Source organism: Albibacillus kandeliae (assembly GCF_003116585.1).
Lineage (GTDB): Bacteria > Pseudomonadota > Alphaproteobacteria > Rhodobacterales > Rhodobacteraceae > Albibacillus > Albibacillus kandeliae.
The window spans coordinates 1-23,740 of the sequence record NZ_QEHM01000002.1 but is presented as its reverse complement, the minus strand read 5'-3'; the positions used below and the strand labels follow the sequence as shown (position 1 = coordinate 23,740).

The 23,740-nt window shown below is 64.4% G+C and carries 19 protein-coding genes and 1 pseudogene; 11 read left to right on the top strand and 9 right to left on the bottom strand.

Annotation, left to right across the window (positions count from 1 at the left end):
- Positions 1-3: 3 nt before the first annotated feature.
- The 3 genes from DDT93_RS05335 to DDT93_RS05325 all read right to left on the bottom strand — a co-directional run bounded on the left by DDT93_RS05335 (position 4) and on the right by DDT93_RS05325 (position 4,290).
- On the bottom strand, positions 4-702 hold the full coding sequence (locus DDT93_RS05335) for a sugar transferase (RefSeq protein ID WP_109464785.1): 699 nt from the start codon (positions 700-702) through the stop codon (positions 4-6).
- 1,159 nt (positions 703-1,861) lie between these two features.
- The gene (gene fcl, locus DDT93_RS05330; protein WP_109464784.1) at positions 1,862-2,827 is read right to left on the bottom strand and encodes a GDP-L-fucose synthase; all 966 of its coding nucleotides are present in this window, start codon (positions 2,825-2,827) and stop codon (positions 1,862-1,864) included.
- 14 nt (positions 2,828-2,841) lie between these two features.
- Complete coding sequence (locus tag DDT93_RS05325) at positions 2,842-4,290, bottom strand: mannose-1-phosphate guanylyltransferase/mannose-6-phosphate isomerase (protein ID WP_109464783.1); 1,449 nt, start codon at positions 4,288-4,290, stop codon at positions 2,842-2,844.
- 529 nt (positions 4,291-4,819) lie between these two features.
- On the opposite strand from DDT93_RS05325, the gene DDT93_RS05320 reads away from it, so the two are divergent.
- Positions 4,820-5,305 carry a hypothetical protein gene (locus tag DDT93_RS05320; protein WP_109464782.1) on the top strand — a complete coding sequence of 162 codons (486 nt, stop codon included), beginning with the start codon at positions 4,820-4,822 and terminating at the stop codon, positions 5,303-5,305.
- Between the two features lie 20 nt (positions 5,306-5,325).
- Here DDT93_RS05320 and DDT93_RS05315 read toward each other — a convergent pair whose 3' ends face one another.
- Positions 5,326-5,592: a hypothetical protein gene (locus DDT93_RS05315; RefSeq protein ID WP_109464781.1), complete on the bottom strand. Its 267-nt coding sequence runs from the start codon at positions 5,590-5,592 to the stop codon at positions 5,326-5,328.
- A 340-nt stretch (positions 5,593-5,932) separates the two neighbouring features.
- On the opposite strand from DDT93_RS05315, the gene DDT93_RS05310 reads away from it, so the two are divergent.
- The gene (locus DDT93_RS05310; RefSeq protein ID WP_109464780.1) at positions 5,933-6,625 is read left to right on the top strand and encodes a recombinase family protein; all 693 of its coding nucleotides are present in this window, start codon (positions 5,933-5,935) and stop codon (positions 6,623-6,625) included.
- 78 nt (positions 6,626-6,703) lie between these two features.
- Positions 6,704-8,866 carry a GumC family protein gene (locus DDT93_RS05305; RefSeq protein ID WP_109464779.1) on the top strand — a complete coding sequence of 721 codons (2,163 nt, stop codon included), beginning with the start codon at positions 6,704-6,706 and terminating at the stop codon, positions 8,864-8,866.
- 42 nt (positions 8,867-8,908) lie between these two features.
- Here the strand turns inward: DDT93_RS05305 and DDT93_RS05300 are convergent, their stop codons facing one another.
- From DDT93_RS05300 to DDT93_RS05290, 3 genes are all read right to left on the bottom strand, one after another.
- Entirely contained in the window at positions 8,909-10,279 is a 1,371-nt protein-coding gene (locus DDT93_RS05300; protein ID WP_198654789.1) for a polysaccharide biosynthesis/export family protein, read from the bottom strand.
- Positions 10,280-10,340: 61 nt separating this feature from the next.
- Entirely contained in the window at positions 10,341-10,991 is a 651-nt protein-coding gene (locus tag DDT93_RS05295; RefSeq protein ID WP_109464778.1) for a YjbF family lipoprotein, read from the bottom strand.
- On the bottom strand, positions 10,988-13,183 hold the full coding sequence (locus DDT93_RS05290) for a YjbH domain-containing protein (RefSeq protein WP_232825380.1): 2,196 nt from the start codon (positions 13,181-13,183) through the stop codon (positions 10,988-10,990). The genes DDT93_RS05295 and DDT93_RS05290 overlap by 4 nt, the downstream gene beginning before the upstream one ends.
- Positions 13,184-13,432: 249 nt before the next feature.
- On the opposite strand from DDT93_RS05290, the gene DDT93_RS05285 reads away from it, so the two are divergent.
- The gene (locus tag DDT93_RS05285; RefSeq protein ID WP_232825379.1) at positions 13,433-14,104 is read left to right on the top strand and encodes a metallophosphoesterase; all 672 of its coding nucleotides are present in this window, start codon (positions 13,433-13,435) and stop codon (positions 14,102-14,104) included.
- Positions 14,105-14,305: 201 nt separating this feature from the next.
- Here the strand turns inward: DDT93_RS05285 and DDT93_RS05280 are convergent, their stop codons facing one another.
- Positions 14,306-15,211, bottom strand: coding sequence for a LysR family transcriptional regulator (locus tag DDT93_RS05280; RefSeq protein ID WP_109464776.1), 906 nt, complete (start codon positions 15,209-15,211; stop codon positions 14,306-14,308).
- 189 nt (positions 15,212-15,400) lie between these two features.
- Between DDT93_RS05280 and DDT93_RS05275 the strand changes: the two genes are divergently transcribed.
- From DDT93_RS05275 to DDT93_RS05245, 7 genes are all read left to right on the top strand, one after another.
- A complete protein-coding gene (locus tag DDT93_RS05275; protein WP_109464775.1) occupies positions 15,401-18,820 on the top strand; it encodes an indolepyruvate ferredoxin oxidoreductase family protein in 3,420 nt (1,139 codons plus the stop codon).
- Between the two features lie 82 nt (positions 18,821-18,902).
- Positions 18,903-19,787, top strand: a complete 885-nt coding sequence (locus DDT93_RS05270) for a lysophospholipid acyltransferase family protein (protein WP_109464774.1) — start codon at positions 18,903-18,905, stop codon at positions 19,785-19,787.
- 3 nt (positions 19,788-19,790) lie between these two features.
- Positions 19,791-20,600 carry a glutamate racemase gene (murI, locus tag DDT93_RS05265; RefSeq protein WP_109464773.1) on the top strand — a complete coding sequence of 270 codons (810 nt, stop codon included), beginning with the start codon at positions 19,791-19,793 and terminating at the stop codon, positions 20,598-20,600.
- 65 nt (positions 20,601-20,665) lie between these two features.
- On the top strand, positions 20,666-21,694 hold the full coding sequence (gene argC, locus DDT93_RS05260; RefSeq protein ID WP_109464772.1) for an N-acetyl-gamma-glutamyl-phosphate reductase: 1,029 nt from the start codon (positions 20,666-20,668) through the stop codon (positions 21,692-21,694).
- A gap of 21 nt (positions 21,695-21,715) precedes the next feature.
- A complete protein-coding gene (gene ccmE, locus DDT93_RS05255) occupies positions 21,716-22,168 on the top strand; it encodes a cytochrome c maturation protein CcmE (RefSeq protein ID WP_109464771.1) in 453 nt (150 codons plus the stop codon).
- Between the two features lie 73 nt (positions 22,169-22,241).
- Positions 22,242-22,853, top strand: coding sequence for a holin-associated N-acetylmuramidase (locus DDT93_RS05250; protein ID WP_109464770.1), 612 nt, complete (start codon positions 22,242-22,244; stop codon positions 22,851-22,853).
- Positions 22,844-23,419 carry a holin family protein gene (locus tag DDT93_RS05245; RefSeq protein ID WP_109464769.1) on the top strand — a complete coding sequence of 192 codons (576 nt, stop codon included), beginning with the start codon at positions 22,844-22,846 and terminating at the stop codon, positions 23,417-23,419. The genes DDT93_RS05250 and DDT93_RS05245 overlap by 10 nt, the downstream gene beginning before the upstream one ends.
- On the opposite strand, the pseudogene DDT93_RS05240 reads toward DDT93_RS05245, so the two are convergent.
- A pseudogene (locus DDT93_RS05240) lies at positions 23,416-23,740 on the bottom strand (ornithine cyclodeaminase); the annotation flags it as partial. The gene DDT93_RS05245 and the pseudogene DDT93_RS05240 sit on opposite strands and share 4 nt — an antisense overlap.

Genomic DNA, 23,740 nt, shown 5'->3' with positions numbered 1-23,740 from the left:
CCCTCACGTTCCGGTGCCGCGAAATACGACTGTTACGGTGCGAAACATCAGGGCCAGGTCGCCGCCAAGCGACATGCTCTTCCAATAGTCACTGTCGAATTGGACGCGCTCGACGAAGGTCGTGCCGCCGCGTCCTGAAATCTGCCAGGGGCCGGTAATGCCCGGCCGCATCCGGTAGTAGGCGTCGCCGCCGCCCGCGCGGTAGAGCGCGTCCTGGGACACCATGAAGGGCCGGGGCCCGACGAGGCTCATGTCGCCGCGCAGCACGTTCCAGATCTGGGGCAGTTCATCGAGGCTGGTCGCCCGCATGAGTGCGCCGATACGGGTGATGCGCGGGTCGCGTCCGAGCTTCTGGTTGCGGTTCCATTCCTCGGCGCAGGCCGGGTCGCGCTCGCAGAGCTCCTTGAGCACACGCTCGGCATCCACGACCATCGTGCGCATCTTCCAGCAGGCAAAGGTGCGGCCGTTGCGGCCCACGCGCTCCTGCCGAAAGAAGCCGGGCCCGCCATCGCGCCGGGCCAGCAGCCAGAGCACGAGGATGACCGGTGCCACGATGGGCAGCGCCAGGACCGCGACGACAAGATCGACGGGACGCTTGAGAAACTGGGCATAGAACCGATCGGAATGCGTCGAGCCGGACGGTGTTACAAAGTTCCGTGACAGCGCGTTGTCGACAAGCGTCGACTCGCCGGAATATTTCATGGCTCAACCCCCGAAAAGCCTACAATGAAACAATCCGCTTACCCTGCGGGACTGGTACTCTAAAAAATGGGGCGGACCCGTAGAAGCAGCTGTGCGGGACGCCCTCGTTAAATCTTGATTGATACTGCTGGAAAGGAGCGGTCTCACCCATTGCAATTGCCGATTTCGGGGTGAGTATTATTTCCGTGATTAAATTTAATGCGAAATTTCGGGTTGGAAGTTGAAATATTGTGAGTGAAAGATTGACCTGTGATGTCCCTAAGTCTCTTTATGGAAATCCCATTTTCTTTAATTGCGGAGATGCTCGGAATGCTGGTCCGAAGTCCGAATCAATTGAGCTCGGTTGGTCGGGCGAGAGTGGTCGGATGGCTCCATCCCTCGCGAGATTGGGGGGTTGCGCTTCGGGTGGGAGGGGTTCGGGAGTCGATGGATGCGGTCGGGTGTGACGGGACGGTCTAAGCTCGTCGGTCAGTCTGGGTAGGTGGCGCGGAGGGGGTTTGGGTCGGTTTGGATTGAATTCGGTTTCGGCTGATGGTTCTGGGAAAGGATTATTCTGTTCAGTGCGATAGGCGGGTGGCATGTGCTCGGGCAACATCGTCAGGACGACGTTCGGAGAGGTGGTGTTAGGGAGGGGATATGTCGCGACTGCACGGGGGAAACTTGGCTATCCGGCGGGAACATGTACCGCGCTGCGGCCTTGAGCCTTTTGCAGGACTGGAGAGGTCGCAGTGGCAACCGGCGGTCGTTTTGATTGGCACAGAGCGGCGCGTCTTGGCTGTCGATCAGTGAGGGCGGGGCAAGGTGTGAGGGTTTGAGTAGGGTCTGTTCCGATAGCCTGTGAGGCATAATGGCCGGGGACCAGACTATTCAGAAGGAAGTTTGGATGATGAGAGGGGGAGTAATTGGTGCTCCGTGTGGAGAATCTGCGGTCTACCTAAGGGAGAGTTGGTTTAATTATGTCTCGCATTAATTGATTCGTGGGGATTAATTCAAATTGCCGAGGTCCAATTGTGTAATTCATTAATTGGGGACGGTTTGGGTAATATGGGACGTCCCTGATACTGTGATCCTGCGCGCAGGCGGTTCCGTCCGACGATGACCCGGGGGATTGCTTCGGAGCCAATCCATGTCGCCCATCCGCCGCTCTGCGACGGGTGCCTCAGCGTGCTGCCCGCATCGGTCCGGTCTCGCGACCGCCGTGTTCCAGCCAGTGCGCATAGGCGTGGGCGATGCCGTCCACGAGCGGGCGGGCCCGGTTCCAGCCGAGGGCGTGGAGGCGGCTGCTGTCCATCAGCTTGCGCGGGGTGCCGTCCGGCTTGGTGGTGTCGAACGTCAGGGACGCGTCGTAGCCGACCACGCGCGCGATGACCTCGGCCAGTTCTCGGATCGTCACCTCGGAGCCTGAGCCGACATTCACGTGATCGTAGCCGGAGTATTCCTTGAGCAGGAAGACCAGCGCGTCTGCGAGGTCGTCGCAATGCAGGAATTCGCGCAGCGGGGTGCCTGTTCCCCAAAGTTCCACACTGGGGGCGCCTGCGACCTTGGCCTCGTGGACCTTGCGCAGAAGGGCGGGCAGCACGTGGCTGGATTCGAGGTCGTAGTTGTCGCCGGGGCCATAGAGGTTGGTCGGCATCGCCGAGATCCAGTCGCGCCCGTATTGCTTGCGATAGGCCTGACACAGCTTGATGCCCGCGATCTTGGCGATGGCGTACCATTCGTTCGTCGGCTCCAGCGGGCCGGTCAGCAGGCTGGATTCCGGGATCGGCTGGGGCGCCATCTTGGGGTAGATGCAGGACGAGCCGAGGAACAGGAAGCGGTTCACGTCCGCCTCGTGCGCGGCCTGGGCGATGTTGGTCTCGATCAGGAGGTTCTGGAGGAGGAAGTCGACCGGGAAATCGTTGTTGGCCTTGATCCCGCCCACGCGGGCCGCGGCCATCACGATGGCGTCGGGCCGGATCTTCTGCATCCAGTCCCGCACCGCCGCCTGATCGGTCAGGTCCAAGGTATCGCGCCCGGCAGTCAGGACCTCGCAGGGTTCCTCGGCGAGGCGGCGGACCACGGCGCTGCCCACCATGCCGCGATGCCCCGCGACCCAGATGCGTTTGCCGGTCAGATCATAGCTCATCGTCGGTTCCTTTCTTATCCCCTGGCGCCCTGGCCACGGGAGTAGATGTCCTCGTAGCGGATGATGTCGTCTTCGCCGAGATAGGCACCGGTCTGGACCTCGATCAGCACCATCGGCACCTTGCCGGGGTTCTCCATCCGGTGGACGGCCCCGAGGGGAATGTAGACGGACTGGTTCTCGGTCACCAGTTTCACCTCGTCATCGACGGTGACCTTCGCGGTGCCCTCGACGACGATCCAGTGTTCCGAGCGGTGGTGGTGGGACTGGAGCGACAGGGCGGCGCCGGGATGCACGTGGATGCGTTTGACCTGAAACCGGCCGCCGACCACGAGGCTCTCGTACCAGCCCCAGGGCCGGAAATCGCGGGGCAGGGTCTCGGCCTGCGGGATGCCCTTGGATTTGAGCGCGGCGACCGCCAGCTTGACGTCCTGCGCCCGGTCCTTGTGCGCCACCAGCACGGCGTCGGGCATCGCGACGGCGATCACGTCGGTCAGGCCGATCCCGACGAGCGGTTGCTGGGGGTTCTCGGCACGCAGCAGGGTGTTTGAACAGTCGAGCGCCGTGGAGGGGCCACTGGCGACGACGCCAAGCGCATCCGGGCCGCTCTCGCGCCAGACCGCGTCCCAGCCGCCCAGATCCGACCAGGTGCCGCCATAGGGCACCACCGAGAGGTTTGGGGCCTTTTCCATCACCGCGTAGTCGATGGAGATATCCTCAAGCGTGGACCAGGGGGCCGGGGCGAGCCGGGTGAAGGTCAGATCGTCCTCGGCGGCGTCCACCGCCGCGCGGACGGCCGCGAGCATCGCGGGCTGCAAGGCTTCGAAGGCCGCGATCAGGGCCGTGGTGGAAAACAGGAAGATCCCTGCGTTCCACAGGTGGGTGCCGCTGGCCAGCAGGGCGGCCGCCATCGCCTCGTCGGGTTTCTCGACAAACCCCATCAGGGGCTGGGGCACCGGGGCGAAGGCGTCGCAGGGCTGTTCGGACAGGGCCAGCCAGCCATAGCCGGTTTCGGCGCGGTCGGGGCGGATGCCGAAGGTGACAAGCTGGCCCGCGCGCGCCGCCGGGGCGGCGGCCAGCACGGCCTCGCGAAAGCGGGAGGCATCGGGGATCACGTGATCGGACGGGGCTACCAGCATCAGGGCGTCGGGTGAGCGGGCGGCGAGGACTAGGGCCCCGGCGAGGATGGCGGGGGCGGTGTTGCGACCCTCTGGCTCGATCAAGGTGGCCTGCGCAAGGGTTTCGACGGCGGCGAGTTGTTCGGTCACGACGAAACGGAAATCGGCGCCGGTGATGATGAGCGGCGCGGCAAATCCCGGACCGGACAAGCGCCGGGCGGAGGCCTGAAACAGGCTCTCCTCTCCGGTCAGCTTGGTGAACTGCTTGGGATAGCTCTTGCGCGAAAGCGGCCAGAGCCGCGTGCCGGACCCGCCACACAGCAGCAGCGGGTGGATCAGTTCAGTCATGCAACGATTGCCTTCCCTCGATGGCCGGGCCCGGTTTCTGCGCTCCGGTTCCGCCATCGGGCCACCCGTGGGGCGACCTGGCCAGACTGGTTTCGCATGGCCCAACCCCCGTAAAGCCTTAACAAAACAATGGTGTGCCGGGTGCTGCGGGCCTGACCGGAGAGAGGCCGGGCGCACAGCAGCCGCACCGGGCCAGCCTAGAGGATCGTCGCCCTGTCTGGAGAGGCGGCAGCGGATCGGGGAGGGCGCGTCGTGGCGATCTGCCTAGAAAATGTAGCCTCCGACGGAATGAGAATAAAAAATGGGCGGGGAATTGATTGGGAGTGGTCGATTGATTGAGGTGTGGTAATCTCTAATTCCCATTATGTAACGCTTTAAATCCCGTTAATGACGTTTGCGAATCTGTTTGAATTCATTGTCGCAGAAACGCCCAAGTCTCTCCTGCATTCCCGCCGCATTTCGCCCCTAGCCCTTGATCGGACGCGCCCGTGTGGCGCGCTGGACGGTCAACAGGCAGGATACCGGGCACATGGCAGGAACCTTATCGCGATCCCGCGCCGGGCGGCAGGCCATCGGTCTTGCCCTGCTGGTTCTGGGTCTTGGGCTGGGCGCGCCGGTGGAGGCCGCGCAGCGCGCCGCCACGTCCGGACGTGCTCTTGTCGTGCGGGACGATGCCGGCGGCGTGGTGCAGGCGCGGGTCGCAAAGATCGCCAGCCTGCGCAGCCAGGGACAGACCGTCGAGCTGAGAGGGCGGTTCTGCTTGTCAGCCTGTACCCTCTACCTCGGCCTGCCGGGCGCCTGTGTCAGCCCGCAGACCAAGTTCGGGTTTCACGGCCCATCGCTTTATGGACGTCCTTTGAAAACAAGGGATTTCGAGCGCTGGTCGCATCTTATGGCGGGGTATTACCCCGAACCGCTGCGCGACTGGTTCATGTCGACCGCGCGCTATCGGCTGACGGGCTACGAGACGCTGAGCGGTGCCGACCTGATCGACATGGGCATAGCCCGCTGCTGACCCGCAGCGGGCAGGCTGTTTCAGTTGTTGGTGGTGCTCGTGGTTCCGGTGGTCCCGGTGGTGCTGGTTGCGGCATCGCTCGACATGGCCGTCATCACGCCGGATCCGCCGCTGACCAGCGAGGAGCCGCTCAGGCCGAAATCGCCGCTGGCGGTGACGCCGAAGAGGCTGTCGCCGGACTCTGCCGATGCATTCGTGTCAACGATCGTCTGCTGCGCACTGGCTGCAGCGGCAATGCCGATCAATCCGGCCGTCAGCGCGCTGGAAAACAAGCTGCGATATGTCATTTGATGGGTTCCTGTATAAGGACACATTTAACTGCATCTCTCCTAGCACATCCCGGCTAATGCCGACAGGGCGGCAGTGCGGAATTGCCAGTTAAATCTCCCGGATTCATAACGCTGTTGTGTCAAACTGGCCACTTCCGGAAGGCGATGCACAATTATTCGGCATCTTCTCGCGTTTCTTGATCGGGAGATTGTGTCTGAGAAAGATCTTGCTCGGCGATCCGGCGGGACCATGCTGTATTCGGAAAATCAAGAAAATGTCTCGGAGGCTAATGCGGGACATATATAGGGACAATTTCAGGGGGCAGAACCTGCAATAAGCGGGTCGCAATATTTTCGCATGAATAAAGGGACGACGGCTAATAGTCCTGGGAACGATTTTGCCGACTACCGGCGCCAATTCGCGTCTGGCGGGATATCGGGGAACTACGATGTCAGCGAGGATTCGGAATTCAGGGGAATAGACAAGAGCATCGCGCAGGTGCTCGGCTATGCCCAACTGGTTCCGGGACAGGCCGACAGGGCGGAGCAATACGAAAGGCTCAAGGACGGCGGTGCCGGAAGGATATTCGACGATCCGGCTGGCGGGCGGGGGGACCGGCCCGGACTGGCGGCGCTGTTCGATTATGCCCGTCCCGGCGACCGGCTTTGCGTGACACGTCTGAACCGGCTTGCCCGCTCGATCTCCGACCTGCTGGCCATCGTGGCCGAGCTGAAGCGGCGCGGGATGCACCTGGTCTGTCTCGAGGAACGCATCGATACCTCGGTGGAAGGGGGCAACGTGGTCTTCGACCTGTTCGCCCGGATATCGGAGTTCGAGGCGCAGCGCCTTGCCGGGGCGCCGCATGGCAACGGGGCGGGACATGATCGCGCGGCCCGGCCCGGGCGGCCGCCGGTCCCGGACGAAACCGCCGAGGCGCTGCTTGGACTGGTGCGCGGGGGGCTCTCCCCGACACAGGCGGCGACGCGTCTGGGCATCGGTCGCTCCACGGCCTACCGCATCGTTCGTGCCGCTGAGCGGCCGGACGAATGAGCATGTTGCAATGTTCACGATAGCACCCGGAGGCAGAGCCAACGCCATGCCTTTCCGTATCAGGGAGCCAGGTCTCGGATGACACAATCATTTCCCAAGCTGACGGCGCAGCAGCAGGTCGCGATGGGCCATGCGCCCGAAATGGATGACACCATTGACCTTGGCGCGCTGCTCTCGGTCATCTGGAGGGGCAAGTGGCTCATTGCCGCGCTGACGGCAATCGCGGTCTTGTGTGGAGGCTATTACGCCTATGTCGCCGCGACGCGGTACTACAGCGCCACGGCTGTTGTGATGCTGAACACCCGCGAAGAGCGGGTGACGGATCTTGAGAGCGTGATCGGCGGTCTTTCGGGAGACTCCTCCACGATCAACTCCGAGGCGGAGGTTCTGCGCAGCCGCAGCCTGATGAAGAAGGTGGTGCATAAGCTCGATCTCGAGAGCGATCCGGAGTTCAACGGCAAGCTCAGGGAGCCGGAGTGGACCGCCGTCGTGAAGTCGCGTGTCCGGAGTTTTGTGAACGAGAAGGTCTTCCCGATGTTCGCGGCGCCCCCGGCGATGGAGACACCGAACGCCGACCGGGAACTTGAAAGCGTTGTCAGTTCACTGCTTGGCACTGTTGCTGTGCGGAACGTGCCCCAGAGCCTTGTCTTTCAGATCACCGTCAACACGCAGCATCCCGAGAAGTCGGCTCTGATCGCCGATACCATCGCCGAACTCTACGTGCTGAACCAGATCGAGGTGAAGTTCGACGCCACCGAGCAGGCGACGGGCTGGCTGTCCGAGCGGGTGACACAGCTGCAGGTCGAACTGGAGGAGGCAGAGGCGCGGGTGAAGGACTTTACCGCCAACACCGACCTTGTGAGCCCCGAGAGCCTGACCGGGCTGGAGCGGCAGCTCAAGGATATCCGGGACCGCATTCAGTCGATCACCCTCACCGCAGCGGCCTCGGAGCAGCGCCTGGCGGCACTGCAGGCGGCGCAGCGCCCGGAGGACAAGCTGGCGGCTGCGGGGAACGATCCGCTGTTGCTGCGACGGCTGCAGGAAGGCACCGAGAACCCAGTCCGGATGCCGGCGTTTGACCTGCGCTATCAGCAGATCGTCGAGCGGGCGGAGATGGAAGCCAGCCGGGCGCGGAGCCAGATCGTTGCGCTGAGCAAGTCGCAGGTCGAACTCGACAGCCAGATCGAGCGGCAGGGGCAGGATCTGATCCGGCTTCAGCAGCTCACCCGCGAGGCCGAAGCGAGCCGGTTGCTTTATGAACACTTCCTGTCGCGGCTCAAGGAAACGGCGGCGCAGGAGGGTATCCAACAGGCCGACAGCCGGGTGCTGTCGCAGGCGGTCATACCGTCGCTGCCGTCGGAGCCCCGCAAGTCCCTGATCCTGGCGATGTCCGGAATGCTGGGCCTGATGGTCGGGGTTGGCCTTGTCCTGCTGCGCGAGGCCCGGAACAACACCTTCCGCACGGCGCGCGACCTTGAACAGTCGACCGGGTGCACCGTGATGGGACAGGTGCCGATGCTGCCCGCCCGCAAGCGGCGCGACGCGATTGCCTATCTGGTCAGCAAGCCGACTTCTGCGGCCGCCGAGGCGATCCGGAACCTCAGAACCTCGGTGCTGCTGTCGAACATCGACCGCCCCCCGCGCGTGATCGTCACGACCTCGGCCATTCCCGGCGAAGGCAAGACGGTGATGTCGCTGGCGCTGACCCAGAACTTTGCGACCATGGGCAAGAAAGTGCTGCTGATCGAGGGCGACATCCGGCGCAGGGTGATCTCGCAGTACCTCAACAGCAAGCGGCCCGAGGGTCTGCTCTCGGTTCTCTCGGGCACCCATACGCTGGAGGAACTGGTGGTTCACGACGAGCAGGTGGGCGCGGATATCCTGATTGGCGAGAAGAGCGCGGTGAACGCTGCCGACATCTTCTCGTCCGAGAGCTTTCACCGGCTGTTGGACGAAGCCAAGAAGACCTATGACATCGTCATCATCGACACGCCGCCGGTGCTGGTGGTGCCCGATGCCCGCATCATCGCGCAGGAGGCGGATACGCTGCTCTTCGTGGTCCGCTGGGACAGCACGTCGAAGCCGCAGGTCGAGGAGGCGCTGCACCTCTTCGCGAGTGTCAACCAGCGCGTTGGCGGGCTGGTGCTGAACCAGATCAGCGAGCGGGGGATGAAGCGCTATGGTTACGGCGGCAAGTACGGCGCCTATTCGGCCTACGGGCGCAAGTATTACACCAACTGAGGTTTGGCCCGGGAGCGGTTCAGGACCGATCCCGGGACCGGATCAGTAGGCGGCGGCCGTTACCGAAGTAATCAGCGACGGGGTGATCTGCTGAATCACTCGGTTCCAGCGGGTCACCGGCTGCTCGGCGATAAAGATCACATCATCGGGACGCAGTTCGAAGCGGGTTGCCAGCATAAGGTTGGCGGCATTTCTCGCATCAAGGTGCCAGGCCGTGACGGCGGCAAACTCGCGCGGATCGGAAGACCCGCGCAGGACGTAGATCTCGCGGACGTCCGCAGTTGCGGTGGGCACGCCGTTGGCGCTGCTGTAGAGCGCATCGGCCAGCGTGGCGGTCCGGCCATAGGGCAGGGTGAAGCGGCTCTGCTTGCCGACTTCGCCGGCGAGGTAGACGTAGTCGCGCTCGACGGCGTCGAGGTCGACCTTGGCGAGGTAGTTGTCGCGCGCCTCGTCCAGCGCGTCACGGCGCAGCGTGACCTCGGTGCTGAGCTCGCTCAGCGCGGCGGAGCGCGCGGACTGGTTGAGCTGGGCAAGCTGGATCTGCTCGGCGAAATAGGCCTGCGCGAGGGTCAGCTCGTACTCGGTATCGACAAAGACGCTGTCGCCGTCGACAAGCTGGATCCGGCGCAAACCGTTGCGGGCGTAGATCTGGGTCAGCGGGATCTGGTAGATCGTCCCGTCGCGGTAGAGCCGCACCGAGGTGTAATCCTGGTCTGCCACGGTGACGCCGCCAGCGGCGGTCAGCGCTTCGTCGAGGTAGAGCGGCGTCAGGGTGATGGGTTCGACCGTGGGCGAGGCCACGGCTCCGCCGACCGACACGCGGCGGGAGTTGAACTCGGCGATTTCGAGGCTGAAGGTCGGCTCGATCTGGGCCGCGACGAGTTGCTGAAAGAGCTCGTCCTCGGCCTCCTCCAGCGTCATCCCGGCAATCTGCACGCGGCCCACGTCGGGGATGGCGATCTTGCCGTCGTCCTGCACGGTATAGCCCTGGCGGCTGTTCTGGGCGGCAAGGAGGCCCGAGAGCTCCTCCACCGTCGAGCCCGCGCGGGGGGTCGCCAGCAGCACCACGTCGCCCACGCCGATCCGGTAGGGCCCGGGGTTGGCTGCGGGGGGGATGCGGACCTCCAGCTCGGAGGGGCGGACCCGCGCCGTCAGCGCTGGGTCGGGCGTGGGGCCGGTGCCGCGCAGGCCAGAGCCCGCACCGGCGCCCTGCGAGAAGATCGCGGGTAGGGTTTTGGGGTGATATGCCGAACGGTTGGCGAGCATCACGTTCTCGGCGGTGACCGGCAGGATGCGCACCTTGGACCCGTCACTGGCGACGGTTTCCACGCTCGGACTGTGATAGATGGCGCCACACCCGGGCAACCCGGCGGAGAGTGCCGTGGACATCAACAATACGGTCATGAAACGCATGGGAAACCCCCGTTACCTCTGATGGAATAGCCTGCCGCTCCGGCGTTCCGCGCGGCCCCGCTCATGAGAGCACCCGCTGGAACGCCACCCGTCCGCTGAACGGGTTGGCAAGCTGTCGCGATTGCTGGATCACACCGGAACGGCGGTCGACCCAGTAGTAGTTTTCGAAGATCAGGTCTGGCCCGTGGCAGGTCTCGACCATGTACCAGGTCGGGACGCGGGCCTCGCCGATGGCAAGGGTGAAGTCCTGAACGCGGCGGATATCGCAGATGTAGCTGTCGGTCTCGATCTGGTCGTTTCCGTTCAGGTAGGAATGAAAGCGCTTGGCCGTGCCGCTCTGGCCTGAGGCCAGAAGGGCGTGGCTCTGTCGTGTGTCGGCGGCCATCAGGTCGCCCCCGATGCCCCGTGTGTAGGCCAGCATGCCGTCGCGCAGGCCGACCTGCACGCCGTCGCGCCCGTACCAGAGTTCGACGCCGTCCAGCCGGTGGCTGAACAGCATGAGGTCCCGTTGACTGCGGTCCTCGACCACCACCTGCAGCGCGGGCGCCTGTACCTGTTGCAGCGCGAGGTAGCGCCCGGAGGTCGGCTCGGGGATACCGGCGGTGGGGTCGGGCTGGCGTTTGAACAGCCCCTTGCCGGGGGCCGGGGCACAGCCCGCGAGGGCGAGCGTCGCGAGGACGGCGAGCCCCGGAGAGATGCGACGGCGGCTCATCGCCAGAACCTCCCCCAGCGTTCCTTGAGCTCGGGGTCGTGGAGCCGGCGGGTGATCTCGTAGAGGCGGTTGCGCACGCTCAGCCGCGCGCCGCCGTCCCGCAGGACGGGCCGGATGGTCTGGCCGAAACCGCGCTGCGACGGCTCGCCGGTGAGCCAGGAGAGCGGGACGATGAAGCGGAAGCCCTTGTCGAAGGAGCCTTCGCCGAAATCGTCGAAGGAAACATCGGTCAGGGTGAAGAAGCCGCCGATCTTGACGCCGTTGGCGAACTCCCGGTCGAGCGAGAAGGTCGCGCCCCAGTCGCCTGCGAGGTAACGCCCGGCGTCGACCTGGCCGAGGAAGCCATTGCTGAAATCGTAGTAGGCCGAGAGGTGCCCGGTGGCGACCTCATAGTCCCGGAAGTCGAACAACACGTCGTAGTCCCGCTGGCGGACGTAGTTGAACTCGCCCCCCAGCGCCAATGGCCCCTCGACGGGCTTCCACAGCACCTCGGCCGAAATGCCGCCGTACATGCGCTCGAGCATCCCGACAGAGACGCGGCCATATAGATTGTCGCCCGGGCGGAAGAAGTACTCGCCTGTCAGGTAGCTGACCTCGAGTTCGGATTCCTTCTCGTACTCGACGATATCGGTGCGCACGTGCGGCAGCACCGAGTTCGACGTGCGTGTTGCATCGTCGAGGTTGCCGGCGATGGGCTGGCGCATGGCGCCGGAGAAGACGATGCCGGGGCGCGGGGTATAGGCGGCGGCCAGTTCGGCGCCCACCTCGATCCGGATCGGGCTGTCGGGGTCGAAGAACGAGGGCACGAGGTAACCGCCGAACCTTGCGCGCATATCGGGGTAGGCACCCGGCACGTAGTCTTCGCGGCGCAGGCGGTAGGGGCTGCCCTCGGCGATGTCGGCGCGGGCGTAGGATTTCCACGAGCCGTCGAGGTCCAACGCCAGTTCCTCGAGGTCGCTGCGCTGGATGGTGATGGCCGAGACGGGCATGCTGGCGACGATCGGAACGATCACGAAAGTCTCGACCTGTGGCGGCAGGACCGAGGTCAGGGCCCGCGCGGTGCGCCCGATGGCCTGTGTTGGGGCGTCGTAGCGGTCGTTCCGAATATGCACGATCACCCGGCTGCCCTCGATGCGGAAGGACTTGAGGATGACGCCCTCCGCTTCCAGCTGCTGGGCCAGCCGCGCCTGCATCGAGGCGCGCGATGCCGGGCTGGCGCCGTCGTCCGAGAGATCGAGCCCCCAGGAGCGGGCGGCGGCCACGTCGCGCGGCACCACGCTCGGCCCGCCGTCGTCGATGCCGTCGGGAATTCTCGGGGTCTTGGGGTTGAACGTGTAGTTCAGCATCACCCCGATCTCGGACCCGTAGAGATAGGCCGCGCTGAGGTCGATGCCGTTGTCGAAGCGATAGCTGACGGCGGCGTTGAATGGGGACTTGTGGGTGAAGCCCATCGGGTCGGCTTCGCGATCGTAGGCATCCGACGAGTATTCGAACTTGAACGTGAAGCGGTCGGTCGCGCGCCATTCGACGCCCCCGAAGAAGGCCGCGTCGCCCCGGAACCATTCCCCGAAATCGAGCTCGCCCGCATTGTTGCCGCTGGTGGCACGGGTCTTGAACCCGTCGGCCAGTATTCCGAGCGGGTTGCTGAAGCCGCCATAGCTGCCAAGGCGGCCCCAGCCGATACCGGCGGATACGCGCAGGCGGTCGCCGACGCCCTTGGTCGCAACGATGTATTCGCTGCCGTAGACGCCGGTGCCGCCGAAGTCGCGCAGGCCGATGGCAAAGGCCGGGCGATGGCGTGTCTCGTCCAGAAAGCGATAGCGAATGTCGAAACTGCGGTCGTAAAGAGTTCCGCTGCCAGGCAGGAAATCGTTCAGCACCGCATAGCGAAAGATCCCCGAGATGCGCGGGGTCACCTGAAACTGGATCACGGTGCGCAGGATATTGTTTGCGTACATGGCGGTTGCGGTGACATCCGCATCGGCCATCGAATCCGCGCTTGGCATGTCGATGAGGCCGACATCGCCCATGAACGTCAGCGTCGGGCGATCCAGAATGGTGAACCGCGCCTGCTGCTGATCCTGGGCTGCGCCCCCGCTGCCAATCAATCCGGTGATCGCGATGCAGCACACCAGCCGAACCGGCCGGGATGACATGCATTCCGTAATCACTGCCCCCGAAAATCTGCTCATTATTTCGTCGTTTTTCGAACTTTCTTTGTGTATTTGGTCCCAGACAATTGTTTCAATTGCACGACTTCATAATACCAAAAGCAACGACTCCCGGTGAGGTGCGGCTTTGTTGCGACAGAAACGCCAAATTCTTCGTATTCCCATCCGACAAGTAGCGAATATTTGTGCAAAATGAGATTATTTAGGCATCTCCCTGTATTTGGTCGGCCTGCTTTTCGGGCGCCTCTTGCCCCGGAAATACCCTTTGCCGTGATCGGTGATATTCATGGCTGTGACCGGCTGCTTTCCGAATTGATCTCGCGGCTGGAACGGCTCGAATTGCCGCCACAGCATGTGGTCTGTGTCGGAGATTATATCGACCGGGGGGATGAGAGTGCGGCGGTGCTGCGGCGGCTGCACCGGCTGACGCATGAGGCCGGGGTGACCTGTCTTCTTGGCAATCACGAGGACATGCTGATCGACTTCCTCGACCGGCCCGAACGGGCGGGGCCCCGGTGGCTGCGCTACGGCGGTTTGCAGACGTTGGCGAGTTTCGGGCTGGGCCCGATCGCGGAGACGGCGCCGGAGGAGGCTTGGCGGGCGCATCGAAATGCGCTGCGGCTGGCGATGGGAGAGGATCTGGAAGCCTGGCTGCGGCGGTTACCGCTGTTCTGGCGCAGCGGAAACATTGCCGTGGTCCACGCGGGGGCGGACCCGGCGGTGCGGCTTTCGGATCAGAGCCGGCGGAGCCTGTTGTGGGGGCATCCGGAGTTCTCGCGGACCGCGCGGCAGGACGGGTTGTGGGTGATCCACGGGCACACGGTGGTCGAGCGGATTGCGCATCGCGATGGCCGGATCGGGATTGATACCGGCGCCTATGCCACCGGTCGGTTGAGTGCCGCTCTGGTCTCGACCTGGGATGTCGAGGTTATCTCGACCTGAGGAACGGAAACGGACCGCAATTGCCGTTTCGCCAAAAAAAAGGCCGAGCACTAAGCTCGGCCGAAGTCCAACAGGGAGGTATGAAAGTGCCGCGCAACTAGGCGCCGCCGCTTTCATGTGTGCATTTAGGCATCACAGTTTGTCTGATCAAGCCGCAAAATGCCGCGGTTGCAGTATTGCTGCTATGCGCAGCTTGCATGCCTATATTTTCCCCATGCGCTTCAACTGCTTGCGATGTGCAATAATCTCTTCCTGCACGAAATCGCGGAACACCGAGATCCGCTGCGACTGGCGCAGTTCTTCGGGGTAGGCAAGGAAAACAGGCACATCCGCCGACTCTATGCTTGGCAGGATGCGCACGAGGTCGGGGAAATCCTCGGTCAGGTAGTCCGGCAGGACACCGATCCCGAGGTTGTTCAGCACGCCCTGAAGGACGCCGAAGTAGTTGTTCACGGTCAGCAGGGAGCCCGGGTTGTAGGCCAGCAGGTGCTGGACCAGCTGGGCGCCCGCAGCGACCTGTGCGGAGTTGTGGTGCTGGCAGATCAGGCGATGCGCGGACATGTCCTCGACCGACTCCGGCATGCCGTGCTGATCGACGTAGGGGCGCGATGCGTAAAGCTGCATCCGGACGCTCATCAGGCGCTTGCGGATCAGGTCGGCCTGGCTCGGCTCTTTCATGCGGATGGCGACGTCGGCCTCGCGCATGGGCAGGTCGAGCACGCGTTCTTCGAGCATCAGGTCGATCTTGAGGCCCGGGTAGCGCTCGTAGAGCTTGGTCAGGCGCGGCACCAGCCAGAGGGTGCCGAAGCCGAAGGTGGTGGTCACCTTCAACTCGCCAAAGGCCTCGTCCTCGCTGTCGCGGATGCGGGCGGCGGCGGCGTCGAGCCGCTTGGACATTGAGCGTGTCGCGTCGAACAGAAGCTCGCCCTGTTCGGTCAGGATCAGCCCGCGCGCATGGCGGTGGAAGAGGGTGGTGTTGAGGGATTCCTCAAGCGCCCGAATCTGTCGGCTGACGGCGGATTGCGACAGGTTCAGCCTGTCCCCGGCGTGGGTAAGGCTGCCGGCATCGGCCACCGCATGAAAAATTCTGAGCTTGTCCCAATCCATCGTTATTCTACCCAATCCTGCTTGGAGGAGTGTTCTGCTTCGGTTTCTGGCCTATATACGTAAGGTGAGCAGAAGATGCACGTGATCTTGTTATGCAAGTGAAAGGGCAGAATCTCACTATACAGGTCAAAATGTATGACCTATTGTTGCCTGATACATGTGCACTTGATCCGCGTTGGGAGGCGCCCCATGAGCACACAGAAGATCTCGCTGAATGACCGTTTCGACCTGACCAAGTCCCCCGTGCTGCTGAACGGCACGCAGGCGCTGGTCCGACTGATGTTGATGCAGAAGGAGCGGGATCGTGCCGCCGGGTTCAACACCGCCGGGCTGGTGACCGGGTATCGCGGGTCGCCGCTCGGGGCGGTGGACATGCAGATGACGCGGGCGGCCAAGCCGCTTGCGCAGAACGACATCACCTTCCAGTTCGGTCTGAACGAAGACCTCGCGGCGACCGCGATCTGGGGTGCCCAGCAGGCGGAACTGCGCGGAGAGGGCAAGTTCGACGGGGTTTTCGGGCTCTGGTACGGCAAGGGTCCGGGCGTGGACCGCTCCGGCGACGTGGTGCGCCATGCCAACATGGCGGGGACCAGCGCGCTTGGTGGCGTGCTGATGGCGATGGGGGACGACCATACCGGTGAATCCTCGACCGTTCTGCACCAGTCCGAATGGGCGCTGATGGATGCCTATATGCCCATCGTCTCTCCGGCGGGCGTGCAGGAGATCCTCGACTACGGCATTTACGGGTTCGCACTGTCGCGGTTCTGCGGGCTCTGGGTCGGGCTCAAGACCATGAAGGACACGGTCGAGGCGACCTCGGTCGTCGATGGCGATCCGCAGCGGATGCAGCTTGTCACCCCTGATTTCGCCATGCCCGAGGGCGGGCTGAACATCCGGTTGGTCGACACGCCGCACCTGCAGGAGGCGCGGGTGATCGACTACAAGCGCTTTGCCGCCGAGGCATTCAGCCGGGCCAACCGGATCGACCGGCGCATGTGGGGCAAGCAGGGGGCCAAGATCGGCTTCGTCGCCGCCGGCAAGAACTGGCTGGACCTGATGCACGCGATGTCGCTGCTGAACATCGACGAGGCCGAGGCCGAGCGGCTGGGGATCACGACCTACAAGATCGGCCAGACCTTCCCGCTGGACATGACCTCGTTCCATGACTGGGCCGAGGGGCTGGACCTGATCGTGGTGGTTGAGGAAAAGCGCAAGCTGATCGAGATCCAGATCAAGGAAGCGATCTTTGACGACCGCCAGGGCCGCCGTGTCTATGGTTGGTACAAGGGCGGTGCGGGCGGGATGCACCGCGACGAGCTGTTCCCGACGCGCGGTGCGCTGGACCCGATCATGATCGCCGAGAAGCTGGGCGGCATCCTGATCGAGGAGGGGCGCGATACGGACGGTATCCGGGCCGGGATGGAAGCGCTGTCGGATGCGCGCCGGAACGACAACGCCGAGGATATTGCCGCGCGCCTGCCGTACTTCTGTTCTGGCTGCCCGCACAACACCTCGACCAAGGTGCCGGAGGGGAGCCGTGCCTACGCGGGGATCGGCTGTCACTACATGGCGCAGTGGATGGACCGCGATACGCTGGGCTTTACCCATATGGGCGGCGAAGGGGCCAACTGGATCGGCGAGGCGCCGTTCTCGAAGACCGGCCATATCTTCCAGAACTTGGGCGACGGCACCTACAACCACTCCGGGGTGCAGGCGATCCGTGCCGCGCTCGCGGCGGGGACGAACATCACCTACAAGATCCTCTACAATGACGCGGTTGCCATGACCGGCGGGCAGCACAACGAGGGTGATCTGGACGCGCCGAGAATCGCGAGAGAAATCAAAGCGATGGGCGTCAAACGTGTTGCGATTGTTTATGACGAGAAGGAAGAGCCTGAGCGCGATCCCTTCCCGAAGGACCTGGAGTGGCACGAACGCGCTGAGCTGGATGCGGTTCAGCGGAAATTCCGTGAAATTCCGGGGGTTTCCGCGATCATCTACATCCAGACCTGCGCCGCCGAGAAGCGCCGTCGGCGCAAGCGGGGGCAGTTCCCGGATCCCGACAAGCGGGTGTTCATCAACTCGGACGTCTGCGAAGGCTGCGGCGACTGCGGGGTGCAGTCGAACTGCGTCTCGATCGTGCCCAAGGAAACCGAGCTGGGGCGCAAGCGCGCCATCGATCAGTCCTCGTGCAACAAGGATTTCTCCTGCCTCAAGGGTTTCTGCCCGTCCTTCGTGACGCTGGAAGGCGCCAAGGTGAAGAAGGAAGCGACCCTTGAACTGACGCTGCCCGACCTGCCGCAGCCGCTGCTGCCGCGCATCGACGGGACCCATAACGTGGTGATCACCGGTGTCGGCGGGACCGGTGTCGTGACCATTGGCGCGGTGCTGGCGCAGGCGGCGCAGATCGACGGCAAGGGTGCGGGCATGATGGAGATGGCGGGCCTCGCCCAGAAGGGCGGCGCGGTGCATATCCACGTCCGCCTGGCCGAGAAGCCCGAGGACATCAGCGCCATCCGCGTGGCTACCGGCGAGGCGCATGCGCTGATCGGCGGTGACCTCGTGGTCAGCGCCGGGGCCAAGACGCTTGGCCTGACCAAGACCGGCCAGACCGGGGCGGTGGTGAACAGCCACGAGATCATCACCGGCGACTTCACCCGGAACACCGAGTTCGCTCTGCCCTCCGACCGGCTCTCGCTGGCGCTGCAGGCACGGATCAAGGAGCGGCTGACGCTGTTCGATGCCTCCGAACTGGCGCGGGTGACGCTGGGCGACTCGATCTTCTCGAACATGATGATCTTTGGTGCCGCGTGGCAGCAGGGCCTGCTGCCGATCACCCACGAGGCGATGGTTCAGGCCATCGAGCTGAACGGCGCTGCGGTGGAACGCAACCTGCGTGCCTTCGAGATCGGACGCTGGGCGACGCTGTTCCCGGAAGAGGCCGCGCGGCACATCACGCCGAACGTGGTGGAGAAGCCGCGTTCGCTGGATGAAAAGATCGCCTTCCGGGTGGATCACCTGACCGCCTACCAGGGCAAACGGCTCGCCAAGCGTTACAGCAAGCTGGTGTCCGAGGTCGCGGACCCCAAGGTTCGGGAAGCGGTGGCCAAGGGCTATCACAAACTCTTGACCTACAAGGACGAATACGAGGTCGCTCGTCTGCTGCGCGACACCGAGGCCAAGGCCCGGGCCGAGTTCGACGGCGATTTCAAGATGACGTTCCACTTGGCGCCGCCGGTGCTGGGCGGGACGGATTCCACCGGCCGGCCCAAGAAGCGCACCTTTGGCGCGTGGATGCTGGGGCCGCTCAAGTTGCTGTCGCATTTCAGCTTCCTGCGCGGGACGCCGTTTGATCCCTTCGGCTACAGCGGCGAGCGCAAGATGGAGCGCGCGCTGATCCGGCAGTACGAGGCGGACATGAAGCAGGTTCTGCCCGCGCTTAAGCCCGAGACCCGCGACGCGGTTGTCGCGCTGGCGGCGCTGCCGTTGGAGATCCGGGGGTTCGGGCCGGTCAAGCAGGCCAACGAGGCCAAGGCGGCCAAGCGGCGCGAGGAGCTGCTGGCGGCGATCCGGCAGGGCGGCGCGGGGATGGCGAAGGCGGCGGAATAAAACCTTCACCAAACTGTCACCATCTCTATGCAGAATCTTCGGGCTGCCCCATATAGGGGCAGTCCTTCGGAGCACCCTGCAAATGCCCTCACGTCGGCATATCGCCCGCGATATCAGCTATTCCCACTCCGCCGAGACCAAGAGCGGTCGCGCCATGATCCGGCTCATGGAGAATACGACGGGACGGATTCGCCTGATCAAGCGGGCCGACGGCTACGAGACCGAGATCGCCAATGGCCGGGACTTCTGGTCGGTCATGGTCGAGCGCTACGGCCTGACGTTGAACGTGACGGGCGGATCGCTGGAGAACATCCCGCGCGAAGGGCCGCTGGTGCTGATCGCCAACCACCCTTACGGCATCCTCGACGGGCTGATGATGGGGCATATCCTGCAGCACGTGCGGGGCGATTTCCGGATCCTTGCGCATCAGGTGTTTCGCAAGGCCGAGGACCTGAACCGCGTGATCCTGCCGATCTCCTTTGACGAGACACGGGAATCGGTCTCGCAGAACATCCAGACCCGCAAGGACGCGCTGGATTATCTGGGGCAGGGTGGCGCCATCGGCATCTTTCCGGGCGGTACGGTGTCGACCGGGGCCAAGATTTTCTCGAAACCGATGGACCCGGGCTGGAGGGGATTTACTGCGCGGATGATCGCCAAGTCGAACGCCACCGTGGTACCGGTGTTTTTCGACGGCCATACCTCGCGCCTGTTCCAGATCGCGAGCCATCTGCACGTGACGCTGCGCATGGGGCTTTTGCTGAAGGAATTCCGCAAGCGCGTCGATACGCCCGTCGACGTGGTGATCGGCGCACCCATCGGGCGTGACAAACTGGACCCTCTCGCAAAAGATACCAAAGCGATGATGGATTTCCTGCGCAAAGCGACGTATGAGCTGTCTCCGACACCGCTCAGATCCGACGAGATCGGCTTTGAGTTCGAAGAAAAGTACAAAGCCCGCGCGTAACACATGGCCATTGGCATTTTCGATTCCGGACTGGGCGGTCTGACCGTCCTCGATGCGGTGCAGAAGCGTCTGCCCGATCTCGAGTTCGTGTATTTCGCGGACAGCGCGCACGCGCCCTATGGGGTGCGCAATGCCGATGACATCTACCAGCTGACCGTGGCCTCGGTCGAAAAGCTGTGGGATGCGGGCTGTGACCTTGTGATCCTCGCGTGCAATACCGCTTCGGCGGCGGCGCTGCGGCGGATGCAGGAGGGCGGTCTGCCCAAGGGCAAGCGCGTGCTGGGTGTCTTCGTTCCGCTGATCGAGGCCCTGACCGAACGGCAGTGGGGCGACAACTCGCCCCCGCGCGAGGTCGAGGTCAAGCATGTGGCGCTGTTCGCGACGCCCGCGACCGTCGCCAGCCGGGCCTTTCAGCGCGAACTGGCGTTCCGCGCCATCGGAGTGGACGTCGAGGCGCAGGCCTGTGGCGGCGTGGTCGACGCCATCGAGGATGGCGACATGATCCTGGCCGAGGCGCTGGTGCGCAGCCACGTCGACGCGCTGAAGCGCAAGATGCCGAACCCCGAGGCCGCGATCCTCGGCTGTACCCACTACCCGCTGCTGCAGGAGGTCTTTCAGGCCGCGCTCGGCGAGCATGTGAAGGTCTACAGCCAGGCCAACCTCGTGGCCGAGAGCCTTGCCGACTACCTCAAGCGCCATCCCGACATGTACGGGCAGGGGACCGCGGGCTACCTGACGACAGGCAACCCGGCCAAGGTGACCGATCGCGCGACCCAGTTCCTCCGACGACGACTCCAGTTCGCCGCGGCGTAAGCGCGCCTTTCCCCGGCCCACGGGCCGGTCTATCCTGATCCCATTCTTACTGCAGAGGTCTTACCATGACCCACAAGATCGCAATTCTTGGCGCCTCCGGTTACACCGGCGCCGAACTGGTCCGGCTGATCGCGGGCCACCCGAACATGGACATCGTGGCCCTCTCGGGCGAGCGCAAGGCCGGCATGAGCATGGCCGAAGTGTTCCCGCACCTGCGCCACATGGACCTGCCCACGCTGTGCAAGATCGAGGACATCGATTTTTCCGGCGTCGATCTGTGCTTTTGCGCACTGCCGCACAAGACCAGCCAGGAGGTCATCCGCGCGCTGCCGAAGACGCTGAAGATCGTCGACCTGTCGGCCGACTTCCGGCTGCGCGATCCGGCGGCCTACAAGAAGTGGTACGGCAACGACCACGCCGCGCTGGAGCAGCAGGACGAGGCTGTTTACGGCCTGACCGAGTTCTACCGGGACGAGATCAAGGGCGCGCGGCTGGTGGCCGGCACCGGTTGTAACGCGGCGACGGGGCAGTTTGCCCTGCGGCCGCTGATCACTGCCGGGGTGATCGACCTCGAGGACATCATCCTCGACATGAAATGCGCCGTTTCGGGCGCCGGTCGCTCGCTCAAGGAAAACCTGCTGCACGCCGAGCTGTCGGAGGGCTACAACGCCTATTCCATTGGTGGCACGCACCGGCACCTGGGCGAGTTCGACCAGGAGTTCTCGCTGCTGGCGGGCAAGCCGGTCAAGGTGCAGTTCACGCCGCACCTGATGCCCGCCAACCGGGGTATCCTTGCCACCGTATACGTCAAGGGCGAGGCACAGGCGATCTACGAGGCGCTGTCCAAGGCCTATGCCGACGAGCCCTTTGTCGAGGTGCTGCCCTTTGGCACCGCCCCGAGCAGCCATGATGTGCGCGGGTCGAACTTTGTGCATATCGGGGTGACCGGCGACCGGATCGAGGGGCGTGCGATCGTGATCTGCACCCTCGATAACCTGACAAAAGGTAGCAGCGGGCAGGCATTGCAAAACGCCAACCTGATGTTAGGTGAGGATGAAACGGCGGGCCTGATGATGGCGCCGCTCTTTCCCTGAGGCTCATCGCCCGAGGCACCCATGCGGAACCTGAAGAAACAGCGGCGTATCCAGGTCATCGCCCTCGCGGCGGTGGCGCTGGTGATCAGCACCGCTCTCATCGGGTATGCCATGCGGGGCGGCATCAATTACTTTCGCGCGCCAAGCCAGGTGATGGCGGAACCGCCGTCGCCCACCGAGGTCTTCCGCCTTGGCGGACTGGTCGAGGAGGGCAGCCTGCAGCGCGGTCAGGGGCAGCAGATCCGCTTTTCCGTCACCGACGGCGGCGCCTCGGTGCCGGTGGTCTTTGACGGGGTTCTGCCGGACCTCTTCGACGAGAACCAGGGCATGATCGGGACCGGGCGCTACGTGAACGGGGTTTTCGAGGCGACCGAGATCCTTGCCAAGCACGACGAGACCTACATGCCCAAGGAAGTCGCCGACGCGCTGAAGGAACAGGGCGTCTACAAGGACCCCAAGGGCAAAGGCAGCTGAGCGGCGCGCGCACCGGTTGCGCGCGGTTAACCGGACCGGGGGTATTCAGGCATCCCGAGCCTGGAGGCCGCCCATGCCCTCTGTCAGAGAGATTGCCGAAGAGATCGTCGCCCGCGAGGGCGGCTATGTGAACGACCCGGACGATCCCGGGGGCGCCACCAACCACGGTGTTACCATTCACACCCTGCGCCGCCTCGGGCTGGACCTGACCGGTGATGGGGTGGTCGACTCCGCCGACGTCCGCGTGCTGCGCCGCGATCAGGCGGTGGGCATCTTCATCCGTGACTACTACGAGCGCCCGCGCATCGCGGAGTTACCCGCGGCGCTGCAGCCGAGCCTCTTCGACATGTACGTGAACGCCGGGGCCAATGCCGTGCGGATCATGCAGCGCCTGCTGGGCGAGATGGGGTTCCGGGTGACGGTGGATGGGGTGATCGGGCCACAGAGCGCCGCTGCCGCGCGCAATGCGGCCGACCCCGATCCGCTGGCGCTTGCCGATGCCTATGGCGTGGCGCGGCGCAATTATTACTTCCGCCTTGCCGATGCGCGCCCGGCCAGCCGCAAGTACGCGCGCAGCCGGTCGGGGGGCAAGGGCGGGTGGATCATCCGGGCGGAGGCCTTTCTGTCGCCGCGCTATCACCTGAGCGACGCGGAGTTTCGGGAAAGGACAGCGCGATGGGCCTGATGGGGAACCTGCTGGATCTGGTCTTTGGGGGCCGCCGGAACATCCTTGCCGAGACGGCCGAGGTCTTTCGCGAGAATGCCGAGGCGGGCGCCGTGCGCGCTGCCGACCTGAGGCTGGGCGCGATGACCCAGTTCGCCGCCGAGTTCGCCGCGCCGCGGGTCGGGCTGTTCGACCGGATCATGGATGCGGTCAACCGGCTTCCCCGGCCTGCGCTGGCGCTTGGCACGCTCGCGCTGTTCGTTGCGGCGATGGTCGATCCGCTGTGGTTCGCCGCGCGGATGCAGGGGTTGGCGCTTGTCCCCGAGCCGCTGTGGTGGCTGCTGGGGGTGGTAGTGTCCTTCTACTTCGGGGCGCGTCACCAGCTGAAGGCGCAGAGCTTCCAGCGCGAGATCGCGGCGACGGTTTCCCGCGCGCCGCAGGTGGCCGAGGCGATCGCCGGGCTCGGGGCGTTGCGCGCGACGACACCCGGAACGGCGAGCGCCGGGCGCGATGCCACGTTGGCGCTCGCCGCGCTGGAGCCGGAAGGCAACGCGGCGCTGGAGGACTGGAAAGCCCTGCGCTGCTAGTGCGCCGAGCGTTGCAACATCCCGAAGAGGTCGCGCGGGTCGTCCGGGTCGGCGAGCAGGTCGAGGTCGTGGTAGAACGGCGTCCCCGGAAGACGGTCGCGCACGTAGCGCAGGGCGCTGAAGTCCTCGATGGCAAAGCCCACGCTGTCGAACAGCGTGATCTGGTCGGCCGAGCGCCGCCCTTGCGCCTTGCCGGTCATCACCTGCCAGAGTTCGGTGACCGGGTGGTCTTCGGGCAGTTGCTGGATCTCGCCCTCGATCCGGGTCTGGGGCGGATACTCCACGAAGATGGAGGAGCGGTGCAGGATCCCGGGCGCCAGT

Coding starts and splice junctions, on each gene's coding strand:
- murI (WP_109464773.1), top strand. CDS start 19,791: ATGGCCATTGGCATTTTCGATTCCGGACTGGGCGGTCTGACCGTCCTC.
- DDT93_RS05280 (WP_109464776.1), bottom strand. CDS start 15,211: ATGGATTGGGACAAGCTCAGAATTTTTCATGCGGTGGCCGATGCCGGC.
- DDT93_RS05290 (WP_232825380.1), bottom strand. CDS start 13,183: ATGAGCAGATTTTCGGGGGCAGTGATTACGGAATGCATGTCATCCCGG.
- DDT93_RS05270 (WP_109464774.1), top strand. CDS start 18,903: ATGCCCTCACGTCGGCATATCGCCCGCGATATCAGCTATTCCCACTCC.
- DDT93_RS05320 (WP_109464782.1), top strand. CDS start 4,820: ATGGCAGGAACCTTATCGCGATCCCGCGCCGGGCGGCAGGCCATCGGT.
- argC (WP_109464772.1), top strand. CDS start 20,666: ATGACCCACAAGATCGCAATTCTTGGCGCCTCCGGTTACACCGGCGCC.
- DDT93_RS05295 (WP_109464778.1), bottom strand. CDS start 10,991: ATGAGCCGCCGTCGCATCTCTCCGGGGCTCGCCGTCCTCGCGACGCTC.
- DDT93_RS05310 (WP_109464780.1), top strand. CDS start 5,933: ATGAATAAAGGGACGACGGCTAATAGTCCTGGGAACGATTTTGCCGAC.
- DDT93_RS05300 (WP_198654789.1), bottom strand. CDS start 10,279: ATGCGTTTCATGACCGTATTGTTGATGTCCACGGCACTCTCCGCCGGG.
- DDT93_RS05250 (WP_109464770.1), top strand. CDS start 22,242: ATGCCCTCTGTCAGAGAGATTGCCGAAGAGATCGTCGCCCGCGAGGGC.
- fcl (WP_109464784.1), bottom strand. CDS start 2,827: ATGAGCTATGATCTGACCGGCAAACGCATCTGGGTCGCGGGGCATCGC.
- DDT93_RS05245 (WP_109464769.1), top strand. CDS start 22,844: ATGGGCCTGATGGGGAACCTGCTGGATCTGGTCTTTGGGGGCCGCCGG.
- DDT93_RS05325 (WP_109464783.1), bottom strand. CDS start 4,290: ATGACTGAACTGATCCACCCGCTGCTGCTGTGTGGCGGGTCCGGCACG.
- DDT93_RS05275 (WP_109464775.1), top strand. CDS start 15,401: ATGAGCACACAGAAGATCTCGCTGAATGACCGTTTCGACCTGACCAAG.
- DDT93_RS05335 (WP_109464785.1), bottom strand. CDS start 702: ATGAAATATTCCGGCGAGTCGACGCTTGTCGACAACGCGCTGTCACGG.
- DDT93_RS05315 (WP_109464781.1), bottom strand. CDS start 5,592: ATGACATATCGCAGCTTGTTTTCCAGCGCGCTGACGGCCGGATTGATC.
- ccmE (WP_109464771.1), top strand. CDS start 21,716: ATGCGGAACCTGAAGAAACAGCGGCGTATCCAGGTCATCGCCCTCGCG.
- DDT93_RS05305 (WP_109464779.1), top strand. CDS start 6,704: ATGACACAATCATTTCCCAAGCTGACGGCGCAGCAGCAGGTCGCGATG.